26 protein-coding genes and 1 tRNA gene are annotated in these 26,656 nt (G+C 52.7%); 18 read left to right on the top strand and 9 right to left on the bottom strand.

What is annotated here, in order from left to right; genetic code table 11:
* The first annotated feature begins 67 nt into the window (after nucleotides 1-67).
* Both ACMAY6_RS01695 and ACMAY6_RS01690 read left to right on the top strand, forming a co-directional pair.
* Entirely contained in the window at nucleotides 68-889 is an 822-nt protein-coding gene (locus tag ACMAY6_RS01695; protein ID WP_435213905.1) for a symmetrical bis(5'-nucleosyl)-tetraphosphatase, read from the top strand.
* The gene (locus ACMAY6_RS01690; RefSeq protein ID WP_435213903.1) at nucleotides 886-1,998 is read left to right on the top strand and encodes a tRNA nucleotidyltransferase; all 1,113 of its coding nucleotides are present in this window, start codon (nucleotides 886-888) and stop codon (nucleotides 1,996-1,998) included. Before ACMAY6_RS01695 ends, ACMAY6_RS01690 begins: the two co-directional genes overlap by 4 nt.
* Before the next feature lie 152 nt (nucleotides 1,999-2,150).
* Here ACMAY6_RS01690 and folB read toward each other — a convergent pair whose 3' ends face one another.
* Nucleotides 2,151-2,516: a dihydroneopterin aldolase gene (folB, locus tag ACMAY6_RS01685; RefSeq protein ID WP_435213902.1), complete on the bottom strand. Its 366-nt coding sequence runs from the start codon at nucleotides 2,514-2,516 to the stop codon at nucleotides 2,151-2,153.
* A complete protein-coding gene (gene tsaD / locus ACMAY6_RS01680) occupies nucleotides 2,513-3,547 on the bottom strand; it encodes a tRNA (adenosine(37)-N6)-threonylcarbamoyltransferase complex transferase subunit TsaD (RefSeq protein WP_435213900.1) in 1,035 nt (344 codons plus the stop codon). The genes folB and tsaD overlap by 4 nt, the downstream gene beginning before the upstream one ends.
* A 161-nt stretch (nucleotides 3,548-3,708) precedes the next feature.
* On the opposite strand from tsaD, the gene rpsU reads away from it, so the two are divergent.
* The 7 genes from rpsU to ACMAY6_RS01645 all read left to right on the top strand — a co-directional run bounded on the left by rpsU (nucleotide 3,709) and on the right by ACMAY6_RS01645 (nucleotide 12,071).
* Complete coding sequence (rpsU, locus tag ACMAY6_RS01675) at nucleotides 3,709-3,924, top strand: 30S ribosomal protein S21 (RefSeq protein ID WP_007235576.1); 216 nt, start codon at nucleotides 3,709-3,711, stop codon at nucleotides 3,922-3,924.
* 16 nt (nucleotides 3,925-3,940) lie between these two features.
* Nucleotides 3,941-4,390 carry a GatB/YqeY domain-containing protein gene (locus ACMAY6_RS01670; RefSeq protein ID WP_435213898.1) on the top strand — a complete coding sequence of 150 codons (450 nt, stop codon included), beginning with the start codon at nucleotides 3,941-3,943 and terminating at the stop codon, nucleotides 4,388-4,390.
* A 26-nt stretch (nucleotides 4,391-4,416) separates the two neighbouring features.
* Nucleotides 4,417-6,336 carry a DNA primase gene (gene dnaG, locus ACMAY6_RS01665; protein WP_435213896.1) on the top strand — a complete coding sequence of 640 codons (1,920 nt, stop codon included), beginning with the start codon at nucleotides 4,417-4,419 and terminating at the stop codon, nucleotides 6,334-6,336.
* 164 nt (nucleotides 6,337-6,500) lie between these two features.
* Nucleotides 6,501-8,321, top strand: coding sequence for an RNA polymerase sigma factor RpoD (rpoD, locus tag ACMAY6_RS01660; RefSeq protein ID WP_435213894.1), 1,821 nt, complete (start codon nucleotides 6,501-6,503; stop codon nucleotides 8,319-8,321).
* Nucleotides 8,322-8,634: 313 nt separating this feature from the next.
* Nucleotides 8,635-9,330: a c-type cytochrome gene (locus ACMAY6_RS01655; RefSeq protein WP_435213892.1), complete on the top strand. Its 696-nt coding sequence runs from the start codon at nucleotides 8,635-8,637 to the stop codon at nucleotides 9,328-9,330.
* Entirely contained in the window at nucleotides 9,331-10,593 is a 1,263-nt protein-coding gene (locus ACMAY6_RS01650; protein ID WP_435213890.1) for a cytochrome-c peroxidase, read from the top strand.
* Entirely contained in the window at nucleotides 10,590-12,071 is a 1,482-nt protein-coding gene (locus ACMAY6_RS01645; protein WP_435213889.1) for a parallel beta-helix domain-containing protein, read from the top strand. The genes ACMAY6_RS01650 and ACMAY6_RS01645 overlap by 4 nt, the downstream gene beginning before the upstream one ends.
* 94 nt (nucleotides 12,072-12,165) lie before the next feature.
* Here the strand turns inward: ACMAY6_RS01645 and ACMAY6_RS01640 are convergent, their stop codons facing one another.
* A complete protein-coding gene (locus ACMAY6_RS01640) occupies nucleotides 12,166-12,948 on the bottom strand; it encodes a sensor histidine kinase (protein WP_435213887.1) in 783 nt (260 codons plus the stop codon).
* Between the two features lie 127 nt (nucleotides 12,949-13,075).
* On the opposite strand from ACMAY6_RS01640, the gene ACMAY6_RS01635 reads away from it, so the two are divergent.
* The gene (locus tag ACMAY6_RS01635) at nucleotides 13,076-13,867 is read left to right on the top strand and encodes an SDR family NAD(P)-dependent oxidoreductase (RefSeq protein ID WP_435213885.1); all 792 of its coding nucleotides are present in this window, start codon (nucleotides 13,076-13,078) and stop codon (nucleotides 13,865-13,867) included.
* A gap of 6 nt (nucleotides 13,868-13,873) precedes the next feature.
* Here ACMAY6_RS01635 and ACMAY6_RS01630 read toward each other — a convergent pair whose 3' ends face one another.
* Complete coding sequence (locus ACMAY6_RS01630) at nucleotides 13,874-14,452, bottom strand: demethoxyubiquinone hydroxylase family protein (RefSeq protein WP_435213883.1); 579 nt, start codon at nucleotides 14,450-14,452, stop codon at nucleotides 13,874-13,876.
* Between the two features lie 164 nt (nucleotides 14,453-14,616).
* On the opposite strand from ACMAY6_RS01630, the gene ACMAY6_RS01625 reads away from it, so the two are divergent.
* The 3 genes from ACMAY6_RS01625 (at nucleotide 14,617) to ACMAY6_RS01615 (ending at nucleotide 16,910) form a co-directional block, all read left to right on the top strand.
* Nucleotides 14,617-15,804 (top strand): phosphoglycerate dehydrogenase, encoded by a 1,188-nt coding sequence (locus tag ACMAY6_RS01625; protein WP_435213881.1) that lies wholly within the window; start codon nucleotides 14,617-14,619, stop codon nucleotides 15,802-15,804.
* A gap of 50 nt (nucleotides 15,805-15,854) precedes the next feature.
* Nucleotides 15,855-15,931 (top strand) — tRNA-Ile (locus tag ACMAY6_RS01620).
* A 340-nt stretch (nucleotides 15,932-16,271) separates the two neighbouring features.
* Nucleotides 16,272-16,910, top strand: a complete 639-nt coding sequence (locus ACMAY6_RS01615; RefSeq protein WP_435213879.1) for a hypothetical protein — start codon at nucleotides 16,272-16,274, stop codon at nucleotides 16,908-16,910.
* A gap of 714 nt (nucleotides 16,911-17,624) precedes the next feature.
* On the opposite strand, the gene ACMAY6_RS01610 is transcribed toward ACMAY6_RS01615, so the two are convergent.
* Complete coding sequence (locus ACMAY6_RS01610) at nucleotides 17,625-18,464, bottom strand: metal-dependent hydrolase (protein WP_435213877.1); 840 nt, start codon at nucleotides 18,462-18,464, stop codon at nucleotides 17,625-17,627.
* Nucleotides 18,465-18,616: 152 nt separating this feature from the next.
* On the opposite strand from ACMAY6_RS01610, the gene ACMAY6_RS01605 reads away from it, so the two are divergent.
* Nucleotides 18,617-19,621 (top strand): AraC family transcriptional regulator ligand-binding domain-containing protein, encoded by a 1,005-nt coding sequence (locus ACMAY6_RS01605; protein WP_435213875.1) that lies wholly within the window; start codon nucleotides 18,617-18,619, stop codon nucleotides 19,619-19,621.
* Between the two features lie 69 nt (nucleotides 19,622-19,690).
* Here the strand turns inward: ACMAY6_RS01605 and ACMAY6_RS01600 are convergent, their stop codons facing one another.
* Complete coding sequence (locus ACMAY6_RS01600; RefSeq protein ID WP_435213873.1) at nucleotides 19,691-20,659, bottom strand: SphA family protein; 969 nt, start codon at nucleotides 20,657-20,659, stop codon at nucleotides 19,691-19,693.
* A 426-nt stretch (nucleotides 20,660-21,085) separates the two neighbouring features.
* Here ACMAY6_RS01600 and ACMAY6_RS01595 point away from each other — a divergent pair, with 426 nt between their 5' ends.
* Nucleotides 21,086-21,457, top strand: coding sequence for a hypothetical protein (locus tag ACMAY6_RS01595; RefSeq protein ID WP_435213871.1), 372 nt, complete (start codon nucleotides 21,086-21,088; stop codon nucleotides 21,455-21,457).
* 9 nt (nucleotides 21,458-21,466) lie between these two features.
* Here the strand turns inward: ACMAY6_RS01595 and ACMAY6_RS01590 are convergent, their stop codons facing one another.
* A complete protein-coding gene (locus ACMAY6_RS01590) occupies nucleotides 21,467-22,048 on the bottom strand; it encodes a YSC84-related protein (protein ID WP_435213869.1) in 582 nt (193 codons plus the stop codon).
* Between the two features lie 217 nt (nucleotides 22,049-22,265).
* Between ACMAY6_RS01590 and ACMAY6_RS01585 the strand changes: the two genes are divergently transcribed.
* The gene (locus tag ACMAY6_RS01585) at nucleotides 22,266-22,544 is read left to right on the top strand and encodes a hypothetical protein (RefSeq protein WP_435213867.1); all 279 of its coding nucleotides are present in this window, start codon (nucleotides 22,266-22,268) and stop codon (nucleotides 22,542-22,544) included.
* Between the two features lie 158 nt (nucleotides 22,545-22,702).
* Here the strand turns inward: ACMAY6_RS01585 and ACMAY6_RS01580 are convergent, their stop codons facing one another.
* Nucleotides 22,703-23,068, bottom strand: coding sequence for a hypothetical protein (locus ACMAY6_RS01580; RefSeq protein ID WP_435213865.1), 366 nt, complete (start codon nucleotides 23,066-23,068; stop codon nucleotides 22,703-22,705).
* 538 nt (nucleotides 23,069-23,606) lie between these two features.
* On the opposite strand from ACMAY6_RS01580, the gene ACMAY6_RS01575 reads away from it, so the two are divergent.
* Complete coding sequence (locus ACMAY6_RS01575) at nucleotides 23,607-24,374, top strand: hypothetical protein (protein WP_435213863.1); 768 nt, start codon at nucleotides 23,607-23,609, stop codon at nucleotides 24,372-24,374.
* A 110-nt stretch (nucleotides 24,375-24,484) separates the two neighbouring features.
* Here the strand turns inward: ACMAY6_RS01575 and ACMAY6_RS01570 are convergent, their stop codons facing one another.
* Nucleotides 24,485-25,357, bottom strand: coding sequence for a patatin-like phospholipase family protein (locus tag ACMAY6_RS01570; RefSeq protein ID WP_435213861.1), 873 nt, complete (start codon nucleotides 25,355-25,357; stop codon nucleotides 24,485-24,487).
* A gap of 511 nt (nucleotides 25,358-25,868) precedes the next feature.
* Between ACMAY6_RS01570 and ACMAY6_RS01565 the strand changes: the two genes are divergently transcribed.
* Nucleotides 25,869-26,501, top strand: coding sequence for a TetR/AcrR family transcriptional regulator (locus ACMAY6_RS01565; RefSeq protein ID WP_435213859.1), 633 nt, complete (start codon nucleotides 25,869-25,871; stop codon nucleotides 26,499-26,501).
* The last annotated feature ends 155 nt before the right edge of the window (nucleotides 26,502-26,656 follow it).

Here is a 26,656-nt window from a genome sequence, read left to right as displayed (position 1 = left end):
TGGCGCGTGAGGCTGCTAACGTTGTGCTGCTAGGTGCCAGTTTAGACCGCCACTTGGGGGTAGTCCTGTGACAACCTATGTCATTGGCGACATTCAAGGCTGCTATGCCGACTTTACCGCCTTACTCGCAAAGATCGAGTTTGACCCCCAACACGATCAACTGTGGTCTGTGGGTGATCTCATTAACCGAGGCAGCGACAACCTCGCTACCCTGCGCTGGTTTTATGCCCATCGATCGGTGGTTAAGGTGGTTTTGGGCAACCATGATCTCCATCTGCTTGCCCACCATGCCGGTGTCGGTAAGAAAAGCCGCTCCGATAACTTTGAGGATATTCTTGAGGCCGAAGATGCCGACGCACTATTGGACTGGCTGGTACAGCAGCCCCTTATGCACCGCGATGGCTCCCTGCTAATGACCCATGCCGGCATTCCTCCCTGCTGGTCGAGTGACGAAGCCTGGGGTTATGCCGCAGAGGTAGCCAGCATTTTGAGAGGCCCCCGCCGCATCGAGTTTTTCAAGGCCATGTATGGCAATGAGCCCTATCGCTGGTCGCGGCATTTAAGGAGTCTGGCACGCTTACGAACGATTACAAATTACTTCACCCGAATGCGACACTGCACGGCCTCAGCGGGTCTGGATTTCGCGAGTAAAGGTGCCGCAGCAAAAGCGGCAACCCTGTGCGGTGAGACGTTGAGGCCTTGGTTCGAGCACCCCCACCGCTTACGGCCCGATGAACGGCTGTTTTTTGGCCATTGGGCATCGTTGGAGGGCAAAACTGACTCTCAGCAGTTTATCGGGCTTGATACCGGCTGCGTCTGGGGACGCTGCCTAACCGTTTATGCAATAGAAAGTGACCAGTACTTTAGTCACGGCTGTGATCACTCATGAAGATTTATCGTGTGGGCGGGGCCGTTCGCGATGAGTTGCTGGGTTACCCCCACAGCGAAACTGATTGGGTTGTCGTTGGTGGAACCCCCCAAGCTCTGCTGGATCAGGGCTTTAAGCAAGTTGGGCGCGACTTTCCGGTATTTCTACACCCTGAAACCCAAGAGGAATATGCCCTCGCGCGAACTGAACGCAAAAGCGGCTTCGGTTACCACGGATTCGAAGTGCATGCCGCGCCATCGGTAACCCTCGAGGAAGATCTTGCGAGGCGTGATCTCACGATTAACGCCATAGCCATGGACGACAACGGCGCCTTGGTCGATCCCTACAATGGCAAACGGGACCTTGAAGCAAAATGTTTGCGGCACGTGTCACCACACTTTGTGGAAGACCCCTTGCGGGTGCTTCGGGTCGCGCGGTTTGCCGCTCGCTACCATGCCCTGGGTTTCACCGTAGCGGAAGAAACCCTAGAGCTCATGAGTACCATTGTGGCTCAGGGAGAACTTGAGCACCTCGCCACCGAGCGAATTTGGGTAGAAACCGAGCGTGCTTTGGGGGAGCAGCACCCTGAGATCTACTTTGAGACCCTGCGGCAGTGCGGCGCCATGGCCGCGCTAATGCCCGCCGTTGCCGTCACCAGCGGCATTGACCGACTGAGTCGTGCCGCCCGGTTTACAACCCGTACCGATTGCCGTTGGGCTATTTTGCTCTCCGAGCTCCCCGCCAATCAGGCGCGAGCAACCTCAGAGGCGCGGAAAGCACCCAACCAATTTCGGGATCTGGCCGAACGCCTAACCACTTGGCGGCCCCAAACTAAGCAAGCCCTTCAAGACCCCAGCGAATGCATGTCACTACTGGAGGGCCTTGACGCACTGCGTCGGCCCGAGCCGTTTGATGGATTTTGCGAGGCCGCTGCGGCATTAGAATCAGACACCCCGGCAAAGCACCCCAGCTGCATCGCTTTACGGCAGGCTAAAGAGGCTGCCAATACGATGAGAGCTCAAACATTGTTGGAAACCGGGCTTACCGGACCGGCCCTAGGTAAGGCGTTAAGAGAATCCCGCATTACGGCAATTGCTGAAGTGCTTACCAAGGGTTTCGTCAACGATTAAAAGTAGAGTCAATATCGCAAAACAAGGTGGGTAATCCGTGTTTTGGATCTGCGTGTTTTGGGCCTGGGTGTTTCGGGCCTGGGTGTTTCGGGCCTGCCTGTTTTGGAACTGTGTGCTTAAACCCTGCGCGGTTTGAACCCAGTTACGCAAGCCTAACTAAAAGAACCATCACCGCGCTGAATCTGCACACCCACCGCATCAGCCTCAGCAACCGCCGTGGGCTTAAGCACCCGTAATTGCAGCCACTGCACACCAAACTCCTCGAGAATTACGCCTGCAAGGTGCTCGGCGAGGGTTTCAATGAGCTCAAAGGATGAACGCTCCACCTCGGCAATAACTCGCTGCGAGATCGCGGCGTAGTCAATGGCCTTGGTCAGGTCGTCGTCTTTAGCCGCAGCCTTATTGTCGGTCACCATCTCAAGATCAAAGATCAAGGGCTGGCGTATGTTTCGCTCCCAATCGTAGACGCCGATTACCGTCTCAGCGCGAAGCCCATTTATAAACACCTTATCGGTCATGCCACCTCCGGGGGGTGCAACAACATCATGGGCCAACGTGGCCGCACCTCAGCCTCATCGGGGTCCCGCTGTCCCGCCGCGAGCCTTAGCGCGCCTGCATAAGCAATCATGGCACCGTTATCGGTGCACAACGCCAAGGGCGGGTAATGCACGGCAACACCCAGAGGTGCCAGCTTTTCCGCCAAAACTTTTCTCAAACGTCGATTGGCGCTTACCCCACCGGCCATGACCAACGTCTTGAGCGATTCCTGCTCCAGAGCCCTGCGGCACTTGATTACCAGCGTATCCACGACGGCAATTTCAAAAGCACAGGCAATATCGGCTCTGTCCTGATCGGTAAGACCTGTAGCTTCACGACAAGCTCGAACCGTCGTTAATGTGTGCGTTTTCAATCCGCTAAAACTCATATCGAGGCCGGGTTGGCGAACCATGGGCCTAGGAAAATCGAAACGATCAGGATTGCCCTGTTCAGCCAGCTTTGCCACCTGAGGGCCCCCGGGATAGGGTAAATCGAGCAATTTGGCGGTTTTATCAAAGGCCTCCCCCGCGGCGTCGTCGACCGACTCCCCTAGCAGCGTGTAGCGACCCAAACCATCGACCCGCACCAGCTGGCTATGCCCACCACTTACCAAAAGCGCAATAAACGGATACTCAGGAGGGTTCTCTCCCAGCATTGGGGCCAGCAAATGCCCTTCCATGTGATGCACACCCAAGCAGGGAATACCTAGGCCACGGGCCATAGAGCGTCCCAGGGTGGCACCGACCATGAGCGCCCCCATCAGGCCCGGGCCAGCGGTGTAGGCAATGCCCTCCAACTCGCTTTTATCCAGCCCGCCCCGCTTTAACACCTCATTAATGAGCGGTAAGGTTTTGCGAATATGGTCCCTTGAGGCCAACTCAGGCACCACGCCACCGTACTCAGCATGCACCTCAACCTGACTGTACAAAGCCTCGGCCAACAAGCCGCTATTGGTGTCGTAAACGGCGATGCCGGTCTCATCGCAGCTGGTTTCAATTCCCAAAACCTTCAAAACAGACCTCCTAAAGCCCTAAGCGCGGCAAAGTAACACGTTGATTGCCTTTGCAAAATACTGTCTGGATGCCTATACTGCGCGCCCGCCGTCGTCCTCGTCACCGAGGATAGCTGTGGAAAAACTACCAGACTCAAGTAAAAAAACAGGAATTAACGTTAATGCCCGCAGTTAAGGTCAAAGAAAACGAGCCCTTCGACGTCGCACTGCGACGCTTCAAGCGGTCGTGTGAAAAAGCAGGTTTACTCGCTGAAGTACGTAAGCGCGAGCACTACGAGAAGCCCACCACGATCCGTAAGCGTGCTGCAGCTGCTGCTGTTAAGCGTCACGCCAAGAAAATGTCGCGCGAAAATCGCAAGCGACAGCGTTTGTATTGATTCTTGGTAATACGACGTGACTAATCTGGTCGCTACAATCAAGGCAGAGATGAAAGCTGCCATGAAAGCCCGGGATAAGCCCCGGCTAGCGACCATTCGGCTGATTCAGGCCGACTTCAAACGGATCGAAGTCGACGAGCGCATCGAAATTGACGACGCCAGAGCGTTAACAGTTCTCGACAAAATGGTAAAGCAGCGACGCGACTCAGCCACACAGTACCGCGATGCCAATCGTGAAGAACTAGCGGCACAAGAAGATCTAGAGATCGCCGTAATTCAGGAGTTTTTACCCGAGCAGTTAGGCGAGGCAGAAATTGCCAGCGCCATCGACGAAGCGCTTGCCTCTATTGACGCCACCGGCATGGCCGCCATGGGCCCGCTTATGGCAGTGCTAAAGCCCAAAATGCAGGGGCGCGCCGACATGGGTGAGGTCTCCAAGCTGGTTAAGGCCAAGCTCAACGGCTGATTTGAACGCGGCCCGCTTCTAGCCTCGTGGCACGCATCCCTCAAAAATTCATCGATGACTTGTTAGACCGAGTTGATATCGTCGAGGTCATTGACCGGCGGGTGAAGCTTAAGAAAACCGGCAAGAATTTTTCCGCTTGTTGTCCCTTTCACGACGAAAAAACACCCTCTTTCTCGGTGAATCCCGGCAAACAGTTTTATTACTGCTTCGGTTGCGGTGCCGGCGGTAACGCCCTTGGGTTTTTGATGGACTACGAACGGCTAGAGTTTCCTGAGGCCGTAGAGTCTTTGGCACAAACCGTCGGGTTACAGGTGCCCAAAGAAGAACTTCGACCGGGACAAACGCCCCCCCAGGACACCAACCGCCCTATCCTCGAGCAGTTGGAACAAGCCACGCGTTTTTATGAGCACAGCCTTAGGAAACATCCCGAGGCCAAGCGCGCCGTTGCCTACTTGAAGGGTCGAGGTCTCAGCGGCGAAATTGCCCGGGCTTTTCGCGTCGGCTTTGCCCCACCGGGCTGGGACAACCTGCTCCAGACCGCCGACAGCGACACGCAGCAAATCAAGCGACTCACCGATGGCGGCATGTTGGTCACCAATGACCGCGGTCGCACCTACGACCGTTTTCGCGATCGTATTGTTTTTCCTATTCTTGACGCCCGAGGCCGGGTTATCGCCTTCGGTGGCAGGGTGCTTGGTGACGATAAACCCAAGTATTTAAACTCCCCTGAAACGCCGGTTTTCCACAAATCACGCGAACTTTACGGCCTTTACCAAGCGCGTAAATCTGAGCGCAGCCTCACTCGTATTGTCGTCGTCGAGGGCTACATGGACGTTATTGCCCTCGCGCAGTACGGCATTGGCTATGCGGTAGCTACACTGGGAACTGCAACCAGCGAAGCCCACATGGAACGATTATTCCGCCACGTTCCCGAGGTCGTGTTTTGTTTCGACGGCGACGAGGCTGGCCGCAAGGCGGCTTTTCGCGCTCTAGAGAGCACCCTGCCGGTCATGCAAGACGGGCGGCAGGCACGCTTCTTATTTGTTCCCGACGGTGAAGATCCAGACTCGCTGGTGCGCGCTCGAGGGGCAGAGCATTTGGAGCACCTCTTTTCCTCTGCCACACCTTTGGAAGAGTTCCTGTTTGATTGGGTAGCCAAAGACTTGGACATTAGTACGTTGGATGGCCGAGCTCGATTCTCAAAACAAGCCGCACCCTACGTGCACCTCATACCGGAGGGCGTCTTCAAAACCCTTATGTATCAGTCGCTTGCCGATCGCACCGGTATCGACATCGACAGCCTGAAGCGGCTGCAGGCTCCGCTGCCCGCCCCCGAGGTCGATCAGACAAACAGCCCCCAGTCGGGGTTTTCCGGTGAGGCTGGGGGCTATCACGACGTCGATCAAGGTTATTCCTCCGACGACAACGATGACGCGCCACCGCCCGGCTTGGACATTGAGCCGTATCCAGGTTCTGAGGGGGCAAGCTCAGAGCCTCATCACGACAGCTTAACCCCCACCAGCGGCAGCAAGACCCAGAGACTACTGGGGCTGTTGGTGCTCAATCCACAGCTTGCCAGCAGGCTGGATGCCACGTTAATGCCCAAAGAACAGCGACGCGATATCGCGCTTTTGACGGATGTGATTGAGAGCATTAACAGCCAGCCTGATATTTCTACCGCATCACTGCTGGGATTCTGGCATGGCACACCGGAAGGCCAGCTGCTGACAGACCTTGCCGGCAGGGAGCCCATTGAGGATCCCAACCAGCTCTCCGAACTCGCTGATGCCTTATTTCAACAGTTGCTTCGAGAGGGTCCGTTGACCCAACTTAGGCAAGAGGCTGCGCTGCTAAAAGCCAAACCCTATGAAGCCCTCAGCGATTCTGAAAAACAGGAATTAATGCGGCTGATGCGAGACATCCGAAGCCTCTCGGGACGCAGCTAGACTCAGCTGAAACGCCCTGTTGACGCCAAAAACCCCCACAATAGCGCTAGACTTGGGGCCGTAGCTGGTAATAAACCGTAAATCGGTGTTTTTTGATGGTCGGACTAGCCTTGGCGCGCTACAATCCCGCTCTTATTTTTGTCACATAATTACAGGTTCCACGCATGTCCGAAAAAGTGCACCAGCAATCGCGCCTCAAAGCACTGATTGCTAAGGGTAAGGAGCAAGGCTACCTCACCTACGCCGAAGTCAACGATCACCTGCCTCAAGACATTTCTGAACCCGATCAGGTCGAAGACATCATTCAGATGATCAACGACATGGGTATTCAGGTTTTCGAGCAAGCCCCCGATGCTGACGAGTTGATTCTGACTGAAGGCGATCGGTCTGCTGACGAGATCGCTGCCGCTGAAGCCGCTGCCGCTCTCGCCGCCGTTGAAAACGAAGCCGGACGCACCACCGACCCTGTTCGCATGTACATGCGGGAAATGGGTACCGTTGAATTACTGACCCGCGAAGGCGAAATCGTTATCGCCAAGCGCATCGAAGAAGGCATTCGTGAGCTTATGGCCGCGATGGCACACTACCCCGGTGTCGCTCGAAAACTGAGCAACGCCTATGACATGGTGGCCAAGGAAGAGCGCAAACTCTCAGACATTTTAGTGGGTTACCTCGATCCGGCAGAGCACGTCCCTTCAGCTCAAGAAATGGCTGAAGCCGCCGAAGCCGCCGCGGCCAACGCTACCGATGACGACGACGACACTGAAGTCGAGACAGGTCCAGATCCAGTTGAGGCAAAGAAGCGATTTACCGCATTAAAGCGGCAGTGCACCAAAACTGAAAAAGCCATTGCTACTCATGGCTACGGTCACAAAACTGCGACCGCGGAAATGAACAAATTGGGCGAGCTGTTTAAGTTCTTCAAGCTAACCCCCCGCGTTTTTGATCCACTGGTCGATGAGCCCCGCGAGTCTCTCTACATCATTCGCAAACAGGAACGGGCCATTATGCGAATTGCCGTTCGCGAATGCCGGATGGATCGCAAAGAATTTATCAAGAGTTTCGCAGGCTCCGAGAGTGATAGCCGTTGGCTTTCTCGGGTCGCTAGAAAGAAAGACATTGGTGCACGCCTCGCGCTGCATAAAGACGACATACAACGCATGCAGCGGCGTATCAGTGAAGTCGAGCAGGCAACCGGCTTGAGTGTGGCTGAAATCAAAGAAATTAATCGCCGCATGAGCATGGGCGAAGCTAGAGCTCGCCGTGCCAAGAAAGAAATGGTGGAAGCCAACCTACGTTTGGTTATCTCTATCGCTAAGAAGTACACCAACCGCGGATTGCAGTTCCTCGATCTGATTCAGGAAGGCAATATTGGCTTGATGAAGGCAGTCGATAAATTTGAATATCGACGGGGTTATAAGTTTTCGACCTACGCCACTTGGTGGATTAGACAGGCTATTACCCGATCGATTGCTGATCAGGCCCGCACCATCCGTATCCCAGTGCATATGATCGAGACCATTAACAAGCTCAATCGTATTTCACGGCAGATGCTGCAAGAAATGGGTCGTGAACCCACGCCAGAAGAATTGGGCGAGCGCATGGAAATGCCCGAGGACAAAGTCCGCAAGGTACTGAAAATCGCTAAAGAACCCATTTCTATGGAGACACCTATTGGCGACGACGAAGATTCGCACCTAGGTGACTTCATTGAAGACGTGACCATATCCAGCCCCGTCGATTCGGCCACCGAAGAAGGCCTGACTGAAGCGACCCAAGATGTCCTAGCAGGACTGACCGCTAGGGAAGCCAAGGTACTGCGCATGCGCTTTGGTATTGGCATGAACACCGACCATACCTTGGAGGAAGTCGGGAAGCAGTTTGATGTGACCCGTGAGCGTATTCGTCAAATCGAAGCCAAGGCCTTGCGTAAGCTGCGTCACCCCACACGTTCTGATTATCTGCGCAGTTTCCTAGACGAGTAATTTGAGCCGTAGGAACCAGCAGTAATAAATTTAAGAGCGGGCTTAATAGCCCGCTTTTTTTTGCCCAACCCATTTTCGTTCCTTCACACATGGAGTTATAGGTGCAGCAGGCGTCGGGCATCGGACCTCTCGAGTGGCAAGGCACCTGCCATTCCCAATTTATCCCCCTTCCCGCTACGACATGAGAGAGCCCGTAAGCTCTGAAAAACTCTGCCCGCTATTCGCCGTTACCTACCGGCATTGAAAGGCGCTGTCCTTTGAGCCTCAGTGGCTTACACTGTCGGTGTCACCAAGGACCCCGGGGGGAGGGCCTATGAATAACAAAACAACTCGCTCGATGGCTATGATTGTTGTGGCCCTAACCTTGTGGGGTTGCGGAAAATCCGACGACGCAGCATATAACGCAACTAATGGCGCTCAGACATCCGATGCACTGATCAATCCCCAACATGCCGGTGCGAGTGATTACGCCGCTCAATGCCTCTCTTGCCATGGCGCTCAGGGAATTGGGCAGGAGGCGCTGCAAGCGCCTGCCTTAACCTCCCTTGACTCCGTTTATATTGCGCGCCAGCTCCGTCACTTTAGAGATGGGGTACGCGGTGCACACCCTGAAGATACCCACGGGTCGATCATGGCTGCCAGCAGTGCCGGCCTCAGTGACGCCAGCATTGCTGATCTGGCCAGCTATATCGACGCACTGCCTAATGTTTTGCCTGCCGCCACCATTAAAGGTGACATCGCTCAGGGCAAGGATTACCACCTTAACCTGTGCTCCGCTTGTCACGGCTCTAATGCCTTGGGCAATGTGGCCCTCGAAGCCCCCGCCCTTGCGGGGCTTAACGACTGGTACGTGCTGTCACAGTATGAAAAATTCCGCGGCGGTCTGCGGGGCGCTCACCCAGAGGACCGATGGGGTGTTCAGATGGTGCGGTTAGCTCCGGCAATCACCGATACCGACATTCTAGAATCGATTGCGGCTTATTTAGCCACCCTGCCCCCGGAAGCCTAAATGCGCCTAGTGCTCTACATTTGGCTGGCCTTAACAGCGGCAAACTTTGCCACCGCTGGCGAGGCCCCGAAGTTGTCGAACTTCTGCCCACCCGCCTTGCGGCTTGATGAAACGGGACACTGCAAACTGCACAGTCAGTATTTGGCTTACGACTCGCTGTATGGCAAAGGGGTTGGCGGGCCGAAAACGGGCCTTCCCCCAGTACGAGACGGTTTCACCCCGCAACAAATTGATCTCGGCCGCTACCTGTTCTTCGATCCGCTACTGTCAAAGAACGGTGAAGTGGCCTGCTCAACCTGCCACGACCCTGCGCTGGGCTTGAGTGATGGCCGACGTCTCAGCATTGGCGTGCAGGGTACTGAAATTGCGCGATCTGCACCCTCGCTGTGGAACGTCGCCTTTCTCGAGAGGTTGTTGTGGGACGGCAGCAAATCGTCGCTAGAAGCGCAACTGCAAGGACCACTCTATGCCGATAACGAAATGGGCAATGACCCGGCTACGCTATTGGCAACACTTCAAAGCAACACCGTGTATTCGGAACTCTTTAAAGAAGCGTTTGAAGAAAACGAAGTTACGCTCGATCAGGTCTACGCCGCACTGGTCGCCTTTGAAAGCTCCCTCATTTCCCTCAACAGCCGCTATGATCTTTACGCCCATGGTGTTCACGACGCGCTCTCACCTTCGGAGAAGGAGGGACTTAACGTTTTTCGCTCATTCGTGGCGCGCTGTGCGGAGTGCCATACCCCGCCCCTATTTACCAACCAGCAAATTGCCGTACTGGGGGTACCCGAACGTGACGGCCGTCCCCTAGATCCGGGTGCCGCCGGCTCATCGGGAGATGCTACGCAGCGGGGCGGCTTTAAAGTTCCCAGTTTGCGCAATGTGGCACTGACTGCCCCCTACATGCATGCCGGCAATTTTGACTCGCTGCGAGAAGCCGCCGCGTTTTATACCGGCGGTAGGGGTCATGGAGTTCCCGAGGGTGAAGACCTAAGGTTGCACTGGCATATTTGGAATCCCGAGCTCACCGACGACGAGCTCGATCGCCTCGTCGATTTTCTGCAGACCCTCACAGATCAGGCGTTCTTGCCCGAAATACCGCAGCATTTGCCTTCGGGGCTCCCCCCCGGCCGTGCTGCCAGACTTGCCCCCGAGGGCGAGACTGCGTTACACCATAGGTCTGATAGTAATTCTTCACTCACTGCTCAGCTGTCTGAACAACCACCCGAACAACCACCTGAACAACCAAAGGCACTGCCATGACACGCTCACAAGCAATCTATTTGCACTCGGCCCGCACCCATCGCCGCTTCAAAGCGCTGCTCGTTCTCTTCGCTTTTGCTGTGGGGAACAGCTACGCAGCTATTCACGATGTCCGTGAAGGCGACTCGATTCAAGCCGCTGTTGAGGCAGCGAGCCCGGGAGACATTATTCAGGTACATCCCGGCCTGTACCGAGAAACCGTTTATGTCGACAAAGACGACATCACCCTGCGTGGCGTGGTGAAAGACGGAGAATGGCCTAATCTTGAGGGTGACAAGCAACTCAACGATGCCATTTTGTATTCGGGCAACGGCTTTACCGTAGAGTGGTTCAAAATAACGAACTACAAAGGCAACGCCATTATGGGGCAAGCCGGAAACAACTTTTCGATACGCAATAACTGGGTGATCGATACCGGCGTGTACGGCATCTTTCCTGAGTTTGGTGAAAACGGATTGATCGAAAATAACGTGCTCAGCGGCATCGAAGACGCCGCCATTTATGTAGGCATGAGTGATTACATCGACGTTCGCAACAACCGGGTATTTGATAACGTCGCCGGCATTGAAATTGAGAACAGCCGCCATGCCCTGGTTGAGGGCAACATTGCCCACAACAATACGGGCGGTATTTTAGTGTTTATTACGCCAGGACTGCCGATTAAAACCTCCTACGACGCCATTGTTCGGCGCAACACCGTCATCAATAACAACACGCCAAACTTCGCGATTCCCGGATCACTTGTAGCAGGAATACCTTCTGGCACCGGCATGCTGATTTTGGCCGGTGACGACGTGATTATCGAAGACAACATTATTACGGGTAACAATACCGCCGGCATCATTGTGACCAGCCAAGACTTTGCAACCGATGTCGCAGGGGATCCCGACTCAGATCCCAATCCAGATCGCGTGCAAATTATGGATAACGTGATGTTTGATAATGGCAATGATCCCGCCACCGAAGTGAAAGCGTTAATGCTGACGCAGTTTTCTACCACTGGGCCCGACATCTTGGCTTTCAAAGGAGCCGCTCATGCCGATAGAGAGAGCTGCGTTAGCCGAAAGTCGGCTTACCGCACCTTTGGTCTTGGCGATTGGGGCGACTGCAACAGCCCAACTGTGCGCGCAGCGGACGCCGTAGACTCGGCTCCGGCTCTGGCAGGAACCACTCGAGGAGTCAGCACGAAAATGCTGCCTGAACCAGCCGCACCCCGCGTGATTACCGTCGATGCAAACGGTGCCAAGTTGGTTTACCAAGGCATCTGTGCCGGCTGTCACACCTACAACGTACGTATGATTGGCCCACCAGTTATGGCCATCAAAGCCCAGTATGGCGAGGATGCCGGCGCGATTGCGCAGTACATTGCAGCACCCGAGAAGAAGCGGCCCGACTTTCCCACCATGCCACCGCAGAACCATCTATCTGAGGAAATGCGGCTAGAAGTAGCGAAGTACATGCTGACGCTGAATAATTAGCACGTTCGGCTGGGGCTACCCCCAGCCCTTCAGTCAACGGTCAACGGTGGCTGAACACTAACGAAATGGTACTGCTATAAGGCTACCTATTAGATTAAATAGCGCTGGCAAGGGGTAAACGCAAGGTCGCCACTAAGCCCAATTCCGTAGGATCCAGCGTTACAGCGCCACCCAATGATGCAGCCAAGCTTGCGCAAACCGTCAAACCCAGTCCGGCGTGACTGCTATTTGGGGCCGTTGTGACAAAGGGCAAAAAGGCGCGGTCGGCAATCTCTGCTGCCAGCCCGCCCGCTGCGTCTTCAATGGTGATGATAAGTTCCTGCTCATTTACGGCCTCCACCACCTTCACCCACCGTGGCGGCACGTCCTCGTCTACCAACAGCGGGTTGCGCTCTGGGGCGTCACCATAAGCCTCAATCGCGTTATCCAACAGATGAATAACCAGCTCCTGAAAAGCACTGGGGGCAGCCTGTACGGTCTCATCACCAGCGCGGGCTTCGTGAATTAGCTCCACGTCTGCGGCGGTAAAGCGCTTGGCCATCAGTTCGAGCGCTGTCGTCAAAGCATCGGCCGGATTAATGGCGGTAGGCGTATCGGTCGTCGTTGGAGAAAACGCCTTCATGCCGCCAACCAGTCGCGCGGCTCTCGCTATTTGGCTGTCAATACGGTCAAGCTTAACCAGCGCAGACTCAGGATCTAACGTGCCTTTTTGAATCGCTCGGCGGACATTGAACGCCGCCATACGAATAACATTGAGCGGCTGGTTGATTTCATGCGCCGCACTGGACGCCAATTTTCCCACTGAGGCCAAACGGGCACTGTGTTGTAAGCGTGCGGCGAGCTCCTCAGCGGTTGGGTGATCATCGTCTAAAGACAAAAACGGGTCTCCTTTTTGTACATTGGCAACCTTTTAATCATGCCAGAGACCAATGGGCTGGCATACCTCGCCGGTGTTCGGTAGGGTTTGCGCTCTTTATTAATGCATGACACGACAGGACGGATTTATGGATACAAACAGCCTTTTTTCTCTGGAGGGCAAGACTGCCCTGGTGACGGGTGGCTCAAGAGGCATTGGTCTCATGATTGCCAAAGGCTTTATTGCACAAGGCGCTAAAGTTTATATTTCATCGCGCAAAGCCGAAGTTTGTGACGAAGTCGCCGCTGAGCTCGGCGACAACTGCCACTCACTGCCCGCCGACATCTCCACCGTTGATGGCTGCCGTGCTCTCGCCGAAGCTATGACCGCGAAGGAGCCTAAACTCGATATTTTGGTGAATAATGCGGGCGCCGCTTGGGGTCAAGATTTCGAAGCTTTTCCAGAGAAGGGCTGGGATAAGGTGATGGACCTTAACGTGAAGTCACTGTTCTTTTTGACGCAGGCACTATTTCCCACCTTAAAGGCTGCCGCCACGGCAGCGCGCCCGGGCAAAGTGATCAACATTGCCTCGATTGATGGCTTGCGCCTTAACCCTTGGGAGACCTACAGCTATCAGGCCTCTAAAGCCGCTGTGATTAATCTCACCAAGCGCTTGTCGGCACGTCTGATCACCGATCACATTAATGTAACGGCTATTGCCCCCGGCGCTTTTGCCTCTGAGATGAACAAAGCAGCCCGTGACTACGGCGACGCCATTGCCCCCGGAATTCCCAGTGGACGCATTGGTGCCGATGAAGATATGGCCGCGGCCGCTATTTATCTCGCTGCAAGGTCTGGAGATTATGTCGTTGGAGAAACGGTAGCTGTCGACGGTGGTGTGGTTAACGCTGCACTTCCCGAGGCGTGGGAACCTGCCTGATTGAACCTAAACTCGGCGTGCGGCCCAAACAGCCGCCGCCGAACCGCTTTTCACCACGAGTGCCCATAAACTCAGCAATGGCCCTCGCGCTTGCGTTGCTAGACCTCGAGCTTCGTCACGGTGGGCGATCTCATCGGCTTGGCAGTCTGCCAAGATCATCCGAATATCGGCAAATTTGCCTTCGGGATCTATTCGATTCAGCTGTTCTTGATAATGGTGGTCAACGAAGGTTTCCACGGCCTCAATGGTCACAAACACGCTGTTTGCTCCCAGCATTGCCGGCAAAGCCCCAGTCAACCAACCCATGACGCGCCATAAAGGCAGTAGCCGTGTGTGTTGGCTCTCCTGAAGCAGCGCAGTAATACGCTGCAAATGTGTTTCTTCGGTCGCCAGATGGTGTTGTGCAAATTCCCTGACAGCCGCATCCCGACTTACGGCCAAAATACCCCGGTAAATCATGACCGCACCCATTTCGCCCGCGTGGTCAGATCTTAGATCTGCTATCAGCCACGCAGGCAAGCTGTGCCGAGACGCATTAGCGGCATTGGGCACTGACTGTGACGGTTGGCGGACAGGGTTGGACATGAATTCTCCGGATTGACAGGCTCTACAGTAACGAAAGTCGAGACGAAATCCCGTCAGATCCAATAAATACCACTGATTTCTGTTAATCTGCGCCCCGCGCGTGGATATTTCTATCCATTCCCGCCCCAAACCCCTTCATCGCGAGCGATACAGCGAAAAAAATCATGTTTAAAATTCGTACGTTTAATGCCATCTCAGTCAAAGGACTCGAGCGATTTCCCCGACAATCCTACGAGGTAGGTAGTGAAATCGGCAGCGCCGATGCCATGTTGCTACGCAGCCACAAGCTGCAGACTGACGAAATTTCTGCGTCGGTAACTGCCATTGCCCGAGCAGGTGCTGGCGTTAACAACATCCCCTTGAGCCATTGCACAGAGCGTGGCATTCCCGTTTTTAACACCCCTGGAGCCAATGCTAACGCCGTAAAGGAGCTTGTCGCTGCAGGTTTGCTGTTGGCCTCTCGGGATATTTTGGGCGGTATAGATTTTGTTAACAGCCTTTCAGAGGACCTTGATGAACAGGCGATGGGCCCGCTGCTTGAGGCGGAAAAAAAGCGCTTTGCCGGAGCAGAGCTCAAGGGTAAGACCCTAGGGGTTTTAGGCTTGGGCGCCATTGGCAGCCTAGTCGCTCAGTTAGGCCTCGAATTAGGGATGGACGTTATCGGCTTCGACCCCGCTATTTCTATAGAGGCGGCATGGCAGCTGCCCAGCAGCGTCAAGCGCATGGAAAATATGCAGGCGCTATTTTCGCGTGCCGATTACATTTCAATTCACGTGCCTGCCATTGAAAGCACCCACCACCTGATTAATCAGGAGACTTTGAAATACTTTAGATCTGACGCATGTCTACTGAACTTTGCAAGAGAGCAGATTGTAGACACCGAGGCGGTTGCTGCTGCCCTTGATAAACAGGGTTTAGGACGCTACATCACTGACTTTCCCCACCCTCTACTACGTGGACGCAAAGACTGCATTCTTATGCCCCACATTGGAGCCAGCACCGCGGAGGCCGAAGAAAATTGCGCCATTATGGGCGCCGATCAACTTCGCGCTTTCTTGGAGCACGGCAACATTCGCAATTCGGTCAACTTCCCCAGATTGGAATTGGAGCGCACAACCGGTTCGCGTATTGCGATTACCAACACCAACCTACCCGGTACGCTTAGCCATATTTTGGCGGCCATTGGTGATAGCCAAATCAACGTCGTAGATCTGTTAAACAAAAGCCGCGATGAAATTGCGTATAACTTAATTGACCTCAACACCACACCACCTGCTGACCTACTAGAACAGCTGCGCGGTATTGAGGGCGTCATTAATGTTCGCTGCATTCCAGATCAGGCTGCAGATTGAGTAATTTCAGCTGCTAGGAAAGACCAAACATCTGATAAACTTTCGTTTTCGGGCCCATAGCTCAGTTGGTTAGAGCAGTCGACTCATAATCGATTGGTCGTAGGTTCAAGTCCTACTGGGCCCACCACTTCTATATATGTCGCAAAGTGACAATCACTGCTCTGCCAAACCCTTGTTCCTTGCAGCGGGTGCCTGTTGGGGTTCCACCGAGCGGTTGTCAATCGCAAAAATGAAGATCCCCGCTCAGTAAAAACACCAAATCGCCTCTAGCACTTACCGTGGAGTCACCTCTTACATTGACACAGCCCTTTGTTAGACTGGATACATGGTAATGCGCAACAAAACATTCATGGCCCTTAGTTTGCTGTCTACAGCCTTACTTCCGGCCCTTAAAATGCCTGATGAAGCTCAAGCAGAGTTGATCGGTGTCATTCGTCAATGAATACCTCGGGGCAAGCAGGCGCGCAGTGAATCCAATTAGGCAGCGAGTTAAGGCCAATGTGCCTGCAGTCGTACTCACCCTGCTGGGGATCATTCAGGCGTTTGCTGTCGATTTACTATGGTCGTTTGTCGTAGCTGACTCGGAGATCTACCAACTCAGCCTACCGGCATTAATCACGTGGCTACAAATTCTAAGCTTAGTCGCCGGTATGCTAATGATTTGGCTGATCTATGCGATGAACGTTTCACGATTTGTCTGGGTGCCGACCATGAGTGAATTCGTGACGCCATTTTGGGTTGGTTTTCTGCAAGTTTTATCCATTCATTGCCTCAAATTCGACAACCCCGGAGCCTGGTTTATATCCTTTGCACTTATTATTGCCACCATGAATTGGATTGCGCATAGCACGATGAAGCGTGCGCGCTTAGAACCCGATAATGCGGAATTTTTTAACAGTCGAGGTACTGCCAGCGCTTCTGATTTTTACCCCGTATTTGCAGTGATTGGCACAATGCTAGCGGCTGGGTTGGGTTTTCTTTTTATCGGCGTCAACCAATGGGTGTTATTAATAACCTTGGTCTTCGGCGTCGGCGGTTATTGTGTTTGGCAAACGTACAACCTGCGGGTCTGGTGGCAGCAATCGGTATTCGAAGCCGAAGCATGACGGTATTGAGGGACTGAAGTCATTACAGTACTCGGTTTGCAGCTTACTTTTAGACTGCCTCTGATGATTTTTACTAACGCGCTAAAAGTTTCCATCACAACGCTCAATTTGGTCCTGCAAGGATCAATCGGCGAGGTTGGTTCGGCCTCAGCTCGATGTTGGATTGGGAAATCTTGTTATGAATCTTCGACCTACTGAATTGGTATTGGTCTTAGGTTCAACCGAGGTTCGGTATAGGTTCGGATCTCTTCAAATCGGAAATCAGCATCTTTAAAAGCTCTTACGAATCTTTCGCTTGCGGGGGACTGACTAGGATCTCCCACATCCTCATAATCGATTGGTCGTAGGTTCAAGTCCTACTGGGCCCACCATTCTCACTGATTCATTTATAAGAGACATAGGAGCAGGCTGCACCTGCCCCACCCAATCTAGTACCGCCAATCAGGGCGCCACCTGAGACATTACCTCTTTTCGCTGGTAAGGATTCCAGCTGAACAACACTCAGACAGCAAGGAAGCGAGTGAAAACCGCATGGCATGAACTGTTGAGTGCCGTCGCTCGAGATTGAACGGAAATAAATCGCATGCCCAACACAGTGAACAGGGTTTTAGGGTAAAAAGCGCCAACTTCTCCAGATCAGCAAGCCCTATCGAAAGAATCAGCGAGGGTGTGTACTCTCAACAGGGCGTTTATATTTCCTTTACCTAAATCGACCTATGCTGTGTATTGGTCTTGCCATGACTTTAAGAGTGATCTGTTATCTATATCCCAAGGATGGAAATCTTGCTGGAAAAACGCTTTATAGGCAGGGATATGAGCTCTGATAAAACCGTCTTTTGAAAATAAAAATTTAGAGAAACTTTTAAAGGTTTTCCACTTCCAAAGTTGCTTATCATGATGCAGCATTTTCGCGGCCACCGAAAACGTATCTTTGAACAGAACGAACACTGTAAGGCGCATCACTCTCGCCCGCATTTCATAACTGCCGCCAATTTGATGGTAGATATCGAATGCAACAGATTTGTGCTCAAGCTCTTCAAGCGAATGCCACTGCCAAAGCTCAGCTATAGGTTGGGGCATACTTTTTATTAAACGCCCTTCTAGAAGATTTTGGCCAAAGGTGGCAGTGAAATGCTCCGCTGACACAGTTGCAGCCAGATTGACACGAGGAGTGAACCGTGAACTCTTTTTTGTACTTTTAAGTCGGTTCAGAAAAACCCTCTCCAGCGTAGCTAAATCATAGCCTCGTTTTTGGCATAGCAGCCTATTATATTTTCGATGCTCTCGGCTGTGTATAGCCTCTTGCTGGTAAAAGTCTTTTACTTCGCTGGCTAACTTTGGATCCGTGATGCGGTCTTCGTAAGTTCGAACAGAGTCAATAAAATTTCGCTCGCCTGATGGAAAACTAATGCTCATGGCATTAAAAAACGCAGTTAAAAATGGATCATTATCTGCCCAATCAGTCGCCAGAATCTTGTCCAGCTCGAATGTCATATTTCTAACCTTAATAGCAAGATCATTCGGCATTGTGGATTCTGAGTTTATTGCAGTCATAGCTCTCCCCTGGTTTAGATTGCGTAAACGATATCAACTCAACGCCTGATAAATGGGGATGTTTTCAGCCAGTCTTGGGGATATTTTCAGTCAGCTGGGGTAAGATCTCAGACGATTGAGACAAATTAAACTTGAACAGTTAGGCCAATGCGGTGACCTACCAACCGATACTTAATCATCTATTCGAACAGCTGCTCATGATATTGGCAGAGCAAGGCGTCTCTTCACATCAGCTTTTTGAGTTGCCCGAGCTCGGCACATTTAAAGGTCAAGAAACGCAAACCATAGAGCGAGCTAAAATTCTTAACCTGCTTCAGGCTGGAGCTGCTCTGACCAATGACCCTACATTGATGATTCGTCTCGGACAAAGAACCGATATAACTAGTCTGGGCACCTTTGGTTTTGCGTTGATGAGTTGCGCTACCCTACAGGAGGCACTCAAGCTTTTACTCCGCTACGAATCCATTATCGGCCCAGGGTTTCCCTTTCAGACCTTGGAGTCAGATGAGGATATTATTCTGCGCATCTATATTGATATAGGCAATCCACTGCAGAAAAGACTCCTTACTGAATTGGCGTTTTCCCAAATAATACGGATTGCCCAAATTCTTACTCATCGCGTGACCAACCAGGGCGAACTTCGCTTCAGTCATGATGATGCGAGCAGCCTGCAGGCCTACAAGGCCACCCTTAGCGTACCCATTAAGTTCAACCAAAGTCATAGTGAATTAATGATCTCTAAAAGTATCATTAAAGCCAAAATCACTTCTTCTAACCCGGTGGCCCACGTGATTTTTCAACAGCAATGTGAGGATTTGTTGCGCGGACTAAACAGGATAGAGAATTTCTCTGCTGCTGTAAGGCGAATCTTAATTCAGGCTGGTGGCAAATTCCCTGATATCAATCATATCGCTAGAACACTGCATGTGAGTGAGAGCACACTCAGACGTCGTCTCAGAAATGACGGCAATAATTTTCGCATGATATGCGATGAGGTAAGAAATATTTTGGCACGTCAATACCTCGCAGCGACTGAACTCACTGTTGCGGATATCGCCTCGTTATTAAACTACAGCGAACCCGTGAGCTTTCGCCGCGCCTTTGTGCGCTGGAACGGTATGACGCCTAGGGATTATCGTCAACAGAAGGCGACGTGAGAAAAAGCATCCGACTATGGGAACTGACTCATAGATGGAAGTCGGTGGGGGTGACCAAAATTTTACCCGCTAGAACACGGGAACAGGCGTCCAGATAAAGTTCAAGGCAACCCAGTCGCCCTGCAGTCGCGCCCTACCCTCATACTCTTTGATGTAACGCACTGACACGTTGAATTGAGGCGTAAACCAGTAAGCCGCCTCCACACCGAAGGCATGCACTTCGCCCTTAGCATTGGGATCCAAGCCCAAATCGGTGATCGTCGGCCTCTTGTCTTTCTCGACCTGCCACTGGCTGTAACCGGAAATGCCCACTTCGATTCGCTGGCTCAAGTACTGGCTGTAGCCGTACTCAACAGATACATGATCCCCAGGCGTGACGTCAGTATCTTCCTGTTCACCATGGAACTCATAGGTAACAGCAAACTCCAGAGCTGCGGCTCGCGCTTCATCTAGGTACCAGTAAGCCGAAGTCTGGAGTTGGCCGGTCCAAAATCCCAGGCCAATGCTGTCGCCGTCTTCCGCGTCGTACTTGCCCGAGGGCAGGTAAGCGCCCGCACCTAAGGCAACATCATAGCGCTCACCTTGCCATCCCAACCAAATCGGCTGGACGAAGATATCGCCAATGCCAATGGCATCATTGTCGCCGCTGCCCTCTTGATCCAACACCGATAGCTGCGCTGACACGGAGCTTTTGCCAATGTTAGGCGCCACATAAAAGGCGTAGTTCGCACCCAGAATATTTTTTTCCGTTGACCAAAGAAAAACCGGTGCAATAGCCAGCACATCCACATCAGTATCCAGCTTGACCTCACCGCCCTCGGACTCAAAATTCAGGCGCTTGTTACCGTCACCATCGACATAGCGATCCGCCGAGTAGTACGCGTTGTACTGGGCATAAAAAAAACCGGGTACGGGTGGCACGGCCAGGTCCCGAATACTCACCACACCGGGCGCGTAGTGGCCCATTTCCCTGGCCTGGGAAATGGCTACGTTGCAGATCAGCGCAATTGTGATGATGCCAGCCAGACTAATTTTCACAGAATACTCCTTGATCAAAATGCGCCTCGCTGCCTTCATTAACAAACCTAATCAAAGAATGAGCCCGTAGAGACGCCGGATTAAACGAGACTGATCTCTTATACTGCGACCTCAATGTGACGCTCTGCTCAAGCAAGGTAAAGTCATTGTCAAACTTTTGTTTGTTATGGTAGATGCGCTCCCTCAAGAGATCAAGGAGCGTTTGCAAATCATCACGCCGTCACAAAATTACGGTCAATTTTTTAAGTTAGTAATAACGTATAGAGCTTTTAAGGCGCACCCTGCGATTAGGATTGCCCGTCGAATGGTCGATGTTGCCGTGATAATTTTTATCGCGACCCACGGTATTTATGCCCGCTACGCACATACAACTGCCGAGACTTGGGAAGAGCGCGCTTTATCATCGAACGAGATTGGCAATTCAAATTGCTCCATCCTTTAAACAATAGAATCGGCTTTGCTTTGCCCTTTGTGTCGGTTGCCTATGTGAACCGAGAGGCGATTGAGCGTCTGGGTACAAGCATAGAGGGTGTGCGTCGTCATGAAGGGAAGCACCTTGAGCAGGTTGATTATTTAGGGAGGCTGCAATATCACCGACTAGAAAAATGGAGGCGCGAGGGAATGGCCGAGTATGTTCGAGGTGCACCAACCATAAGCGTATATTTCCCGAATCCAGACGAGGACGCGAACCGACTCTCGTATCGAGAATTTTATGTTGTGACCCGTTATCTCATTGCGCAAGAGGGCCTACCATTTACTACGCCAAAAAAAAGGCCGCTATCAAGCGGCCTCATCTAACTCTGTGGGCTAATCGTCTAACGCTTCAAATTTGAACTTTTGGCCGCCCAGCGTGGCTTCGTACATCAGACCGCCTTTGGCAATCGTGAAGATCGCCATACCACTGCGACCATCGTACTGCTTATTTTCAGCGGTTACGTCGTTAGAGTCGGCGTCGGTCCCGGCAGACGCAGTGCCACCGCCACCAGTTGAAGTCGAAGCCGTTGCACTCGCGGTGAGCGCCACCGCAGTCGCCTGTGCACCAAACTCAAAATTGCCCGACGTGAAGTCGTTATAGGAGCGCTCATCTCGGAAGAAAATCATTTGGCTATACACCTGTCCGCCTAACTGCAGGCCATAGGTAATTTGACTCATTTTTACCTTGCCCGTCCGCTCGCCATCCCGATAGACAAAACCCTTACCGTGCGCACCACCAATACCAATGCCGCCTTTTCCAATACTGGGGAACACTGCGTAGCCATAAGCGTCCTCAATAAACTCGCCAGCACCCGCCGTGCGGAAATTCTCCAGTGTCGTCTCGACCTCATCAGCCAGCGCCGGCTGGATCATGAACGCACAAAAACTCAGCACTATGGCTCTCACAATTTGCATAAATATCTCCCTTTTAGGAATGGTCTTCCGACATACCACCACGACATGCCAACACACTATGGTATATCAACAGGAACCTAACAAATGTGCAATAAGTGACACATTGTACTGGCGCCCCACCATCTGAGGCGATCATCAGGGAATCGGCTGGGGTCTTTTACCCGATGCACAGCCGCCGTACTTGAGCTCTCCCAAGTTCAACAACGACGGCTGCTACATGACCCCCTACTCCGCCCCGTCTTTCAAAGATCCCGGGGGGTTCTCGATCACCATTTATGACGCGGACGGGTGGATGTACAACGAAGACGGCATGCTGAATGAGTGCAACATGAGCTTGAACGAGGATGGCTCTTTTGATGCTCGCTTTGGTGATTGTGGCGACGTCGAAAACCATCTCCCGACCGCTGAGGGCTGGTACTACCTTCTCCGCATCTACGAGCCGAAACTGGAAGAGCTACAAGACTTCCGGCTTCCCGAGATGAAGAAGATCAGCTGATCATGCCGACTGGGGCCAGTCGGCCCACTTAATCAGACACCGCGGACTGGCGTTTGCGGAAGGCCCTTAGCCCCAGAGTACGCTACTTGGCCATTCAGACGTCGGAGTCTGTTCTTCGAGAGCAGTGCCGGGCTCAACGAGAAGCAGCCCCGACTCACTTATTCGCCCAGTGCGGCAGGGTTGCAGTTTTTGATAATGACCTTGCCCTGCAGCATGTTGCCCTTGGAAAATTCGGTAAAGATGCAGACATTGGATTTAGGGTCGTAGTTCTCTATCCAAAGATGATTATCTTTCCAGGTGGCGTTCAGGTGCCGCTGCCCATCGGGCACAGTTACGCTCATCACACCCCCCCATTGCTTGACAAAAAGTTGCTGGAAATGGAAGTAGTAAGCGGCCCACGCGCCGATGAGCAACACGACAGCTAGTACTGTAGCCGTGCGCCATTGTTTAAATTTTGCTCCAACCAGCAGCATGACCATCAGCGTGAGCCCGAAAGCCAGAAGCCAATATGTGTAGGTAATCATAGATCTACCTCCTAAAGCATTTGCAGCAAAGTGGCAGGTGGATAAATTAACGCTATAGCCACGGCAGATAAACCTCGATAAGCGACAGATTCAGAATAGCCAAAGAATAGTTCGCCCCTGCCCAGCCCCTTCTGTTACCGCCAGTCAAGGCGCCACCTCCATCGCCAGCTCTTTTTTCTGGAGCGGGTGCCAGCTCAACCACACTTATATAATAAAGAGGCCACCAAACAACGTGTGACATTGGCTGCCACGTGGTTTCGTTCAAGAATGGACGTATAGAAATGGCATGCCCAAACCCGTCAACAGCATTAGCGAAGGAGGCTGCCCTCAACAGGGCCTTAAAACTTTCACGCTTGGTGACACTCTATAGGCAACCTGTGACCTAGATTATATTTCTAGAGCTTCCCACGCCCAAATGAGAACTTTATCTGGAAAAGTTTGAGCTGCAGTGCTTGCATTGCTCCATTGCTGTTATTGGATCTGTGCCTACAGGGTCTTGTCGAATTGCTGAGGGTCTGGGGTGCCAAAGGAGGCTAACTTGTACGTTACCGCTGCACATTTATTTAATCTCACTCCCATCGTTATTGTTGCTAGCTTGACCTTATCCCTCGCCGCGGCGGGTGGCTTCAGTCGAAATCGTATCAATCTGATAACAGACTTAATTCATCCCCTGATGATCATCCTCGTACTGATGGGGCTGGTGCAAATGCTCACCGATGTAGCGGATCCCACGCAAATCGGTCGTATACTTAGCGTGACTTTAGCGCCCACCCTCTGGGGATTGGTGGTGGCCGCCGTATTGACTCCGTTTGCACGTACACCGGACAACCTGGTTATTCCCCTCAAGTTCAAGCTTCTGGGCACTCTATTGCTCACCTTTATTCTAGCCTCGTGTGTCTTTATGGGCCCCGGAGTTGAGTCAATCATAAATTTGGAGGCCGCATCCTTGGTTACCGGCGGGGTCATCCTGTTCGCACTCATCGACCGAGTAAGCGGTGCAGGTCGAAGCACGGGTTGGGCCACCCGACTACTGGGCATAGGTGCCGCCGGCTTTACCTGCGGTGTACTTGCTGCCCTACCCCATCTCACTCAACCCCAAGGGCTGGGGCCTGCTATGGCGGTATCTTTATTGTCGCTGCTGTATAGCCTTCTACTGCTCTGTGTAGCAAGGCTATGGCTCCCTGAGAGGATGCCCGACACCTCAGGGCATGTGCCAACTAGCTTCACCGCATTAGTTTTACCCGCCCTCTTTGGCATCTCAATCCTGTTCGCGTTCCTCGCTGCTGCATTTACCACCATGAATTAACCGCAGCGCTGCAAACTTGTTGCGCTGAAGCTCCGGCTAGCCCACTAATGCTTCGCGCCGCTTCTCCAAGAGTGATGCTTCCCAAACGGGCACTGCGCCCGGGAATAAAGTCAACTGAGCGAACCTAGCGCGCGCTCTGCGCTCTCGTAGCCCAGCTCGACCATCTCTTCCGCGCGGTCGAACTCGAGAGTGCCACAGGCGTTACGAGGAATTTCGACCACGACGTCCGGTGGGTAGATGGCAAGCTTGTGCCGCGCAATCGCACCTTGCATAGCATCGAAAGTCTGGTTGGCAATATCGAACATATCCATATCGATATCGACTTTGCTCACCGAACGTCGGGCGAGGTCTTCAATGTAAGTCTGCACCTTTTCACGAAGACCATTTTGACCTTCCACCGCCGCTTCTTTCACGGGCTGGGCATAGGCGAGCGGCTTGCCGTTGAGATTCACCGCCAGCTTCAAGCTGGTAGCGTCGTTAAAGGTCGGTGCAATAGGCACCGGATTCAGAATGCCTCCATCAAGCAGGCGCTGCTCACCCAGCTGAGCCGGGGTAAAAAACAGTGGCAGTGAAATGGACGCCCGGATGGCGTCAAATACTGGACCGCGATTTAGCCAGACCTCCTTTTCATCTTCGATATTCGCGGCGACAGCCGTGAACGTAATCGGCAACTCTTCGATGCGGTGATTACCGACCAGCTCTTTTAACGTTTCGATAATCCGGTCACCTTTTACAAATCCGCCATCACTCAAAGTTACATCCAGCAGCTTTACAATATCGAGCTTGTCGAGGGCCCGCAGCCAATCAGTAAACTCAGCCAATTTCCCACAGGCATATATTCCACCCACTAGCGCGCCCATTGAGCACCCGCTGATAGATGCAATCTTATAATCATGTTCCTCCAGCCAGCGGATCACGCCTACATGTGCCATGCCTCGGGCACCGCCGCTGCCGAGGATCAGGGACAGTGATTTATCGCTCATAGGGAAACTCCAGAAAATTATGCCAACGCTCTCACCTGGTTTTTTAACGCCGCAACGCCATCTGCGGAACAGACCGCTGCGACTGACTTAACCAGACTTATTTAGGTTACCAACTCGTCGTTTTTACTCATGCCGACAACCTGTAGGCGAAATGAGAAGATTTTCACATCCGATGTCGCAGCAAAGTGTCAGTTGAATAGGTTAGAGCTAACGTCACGGCAAATAAATCTCTATAAGCGACAGATTCCGTGGGTCCCTGTGGGTTACCTCAGGCCTTTCTAACTTAAGAATAGATTGAGCGTATTTAGTAGACGCCCAGTGCGCGATCCTTTCCCAGTGCGAGTTGGACGCGGGGCTCAGCAATCTCCTTGAGCTATTGAGGTTGTGTGGCTAGGTGCAGCGGCTTAATGCCCACAAATTTTTTGCTTGCCGGAATTCATCAATAGTACGATGCAGATTTCTGAGAAGACAAAAATCGACAGCGTGTGTCTTCACACGCAAGGTTTATGTCATGCTCATCGAACACGCAGGCGAAGAAATCATGGCCAAAAAAATCGGCATACCCGCTCGCCAACCGACGAGAAAGCCCGGGGTGGAGCGTTACAACCGCATTATTGCAGCGGCTGAATATTTGATTCTCGAAGCGGGGTCACTTGAGACGATCACGCTCGATGCAGTTGCCAAGCAAGCCGCTGTACCACGAGCATCGCTTTACTATTTTTTCGCGTCGATTGAGTCGCTGCTGGATGCGCTTTATCAGCGTGGTATGCAGAAAATGGTCGCCGAACTGCCCCAACCGCCAAGTGCCCCTGATTGGCGTGAAGTGATGGTGCTATATATCGACAGCGTGCGCGATTTCTATCTCAAGAACCGTGTGGAGATGATTCTCGCGCTGCTCCCGGTATCGCTTGTAGCGGTCAACACAGTGAGCCGTGATTTTGGGGGAGCGCTGTTTACATTGCTTCACCAGCAGGATTTGGTGCCCAAGACGCGACGAACTGCAAGGGCCTGCGAAATATGCTCAGAACTTGCAGATCTTGTGTGGCGTAAATCTCTCATTGAAAAGGGGACCCTCACCCCGACCTACCACAAGGAAGCAAAGCGCGTTGTGCTTGCCTACCTCGAGTCGGTGCTCGCAGACTGATACAAAGGTGATTGCGGCATCGCTTCACTAAGCGCCGCCGACATGCCGAGAGCTGCCAACGGTGCAAAAGGTGACAACTTGCTCTCAAATCCTCGATTTTCCCTTTCCTTTGTAGTTATCCGAAAGTTACATTAAGCTAACATTTGTTTGTTATT

The sequence above is a fragment of the Luminiphilus sp. nBUS_16 genome, assembly GCF_051201645.1.
Lineage (GTDB): Bacteria > Pseudomonadota > Gammaproteobacteria > Pseudomonadales > Halieaceae > Luminiphilus.
Note: the sequence above shows the minus strand (reverse complement) of the source record. Positions and strands in the feature narration are given on the sequence as shown.

Coding starts and splice junctions, on each gene's coding strand:
- ACMAY6_RS01690 (WP_435213903.1), top strand. CDS start 886: ATGAAGATTTATCGTGTGGGCGGGGCCGTTCGCGATGAGTTGCTGGGT.
- folB (WP_435213902.1), bottom strand. CDS start 2,516: ATGACCGATAAGGTGTTTATAAATGGGCTTCGCGCTGAGACGGTAATC.
- rpsU (WP_007235576.1), top strand. CDS start 3,709: ATGCCCGCAGTTAAGGTCAAAGAAAACGAGCCCTTCGACGTCGCACTG.
- rpoD (WP_435213894.1), top strand. CDS start 6,501: ATGTCCGAAAAAGTGCACCAGCAATCGCGCCTCAAAGCACTGATTGCT.
- ACMAY6_RS01655 (WP_435213892.1), top strand. CDS start 8,635: ATGAATAACAAAACAACTCGCTCGATGGCTATGATTGTTGTGGCCCTA.
- ACMAY6_RS01650 (WP_435213890.1), top strand. CDS start 9,331: ATGCGCCTAGTGCTCTACATTTGGCTGGCCTTAACAGCGGCAAACTTT.
- ACMAY6_RS01645 (WP_435213889.1), top strand. CDS start 10,590: ATGACACGCTCACAAGCAATCTATTTGCACTCGGCCCGCACCCATCGC.
- ACMAY6_RS01635 (WP_435213885.1), top strand. CDS start 13,076: ATGGATACAAACAGCCTTTTTTCTCTGGAGGGCAAGACTGCCCTGGTG.
- ACMAY6_RS01630 (WP_435213883.1), bottom strand. CDS start 14,452: ATGTCCAACCCTGTCCGCCAACCGTCACAGTCAGTGCCCAATGCCGCT.
- ACMAY6_RS01625 (WP_435213881.1), top strand. CDS start 14,617: ATGTTTAAAATTCGTACGTTTAATGCCATCTCAGTCAAAGGACTCGAG.
- ACMAY6_RS01610 (WP_435213877.1), bottom strand. CDS start 18,464: ATGACTGCAATAAACTCAGAATCCACAATGCCGAATGATCTTGCTATT.
- ACMAY6_RS01590 (WP_435213869.1), bottom strand. CDS start 22,048: ATGCAAATTGTGAGAGCCATAGTGCTGAGTTTTTGTGCGTTCATGATC.
- ACMAY6_RS01585 (WP_435213867.1), top strand. CDS start 22,266: ATGACCCCCTACTCCGCCCCGTCTTTCAAAGATCCCGGGGGGTTCTCG.
- ACMAY6_RS01580 (WP_435213865.1), bottom strand. CDS start 23,068: ATGATTACCTACACATATTGGCTTCTGGCTTTCGGGCTCACGCTGATG.
- ACMAY6_RS01570 (WP_435213861.1), bottom strand. CDS start 25,357: ATGAGCGATAAATCACTGTCCCTGATCCTCGGCAGCGGCGGTGCCCGA.
- ACMAY6_RS01565 (WP_435213859.1), top strand. CDS start 25,869: ATGCTCATCGAACACGCAGGCGAAGAAATCATGGCCAAAAAAATCGGC.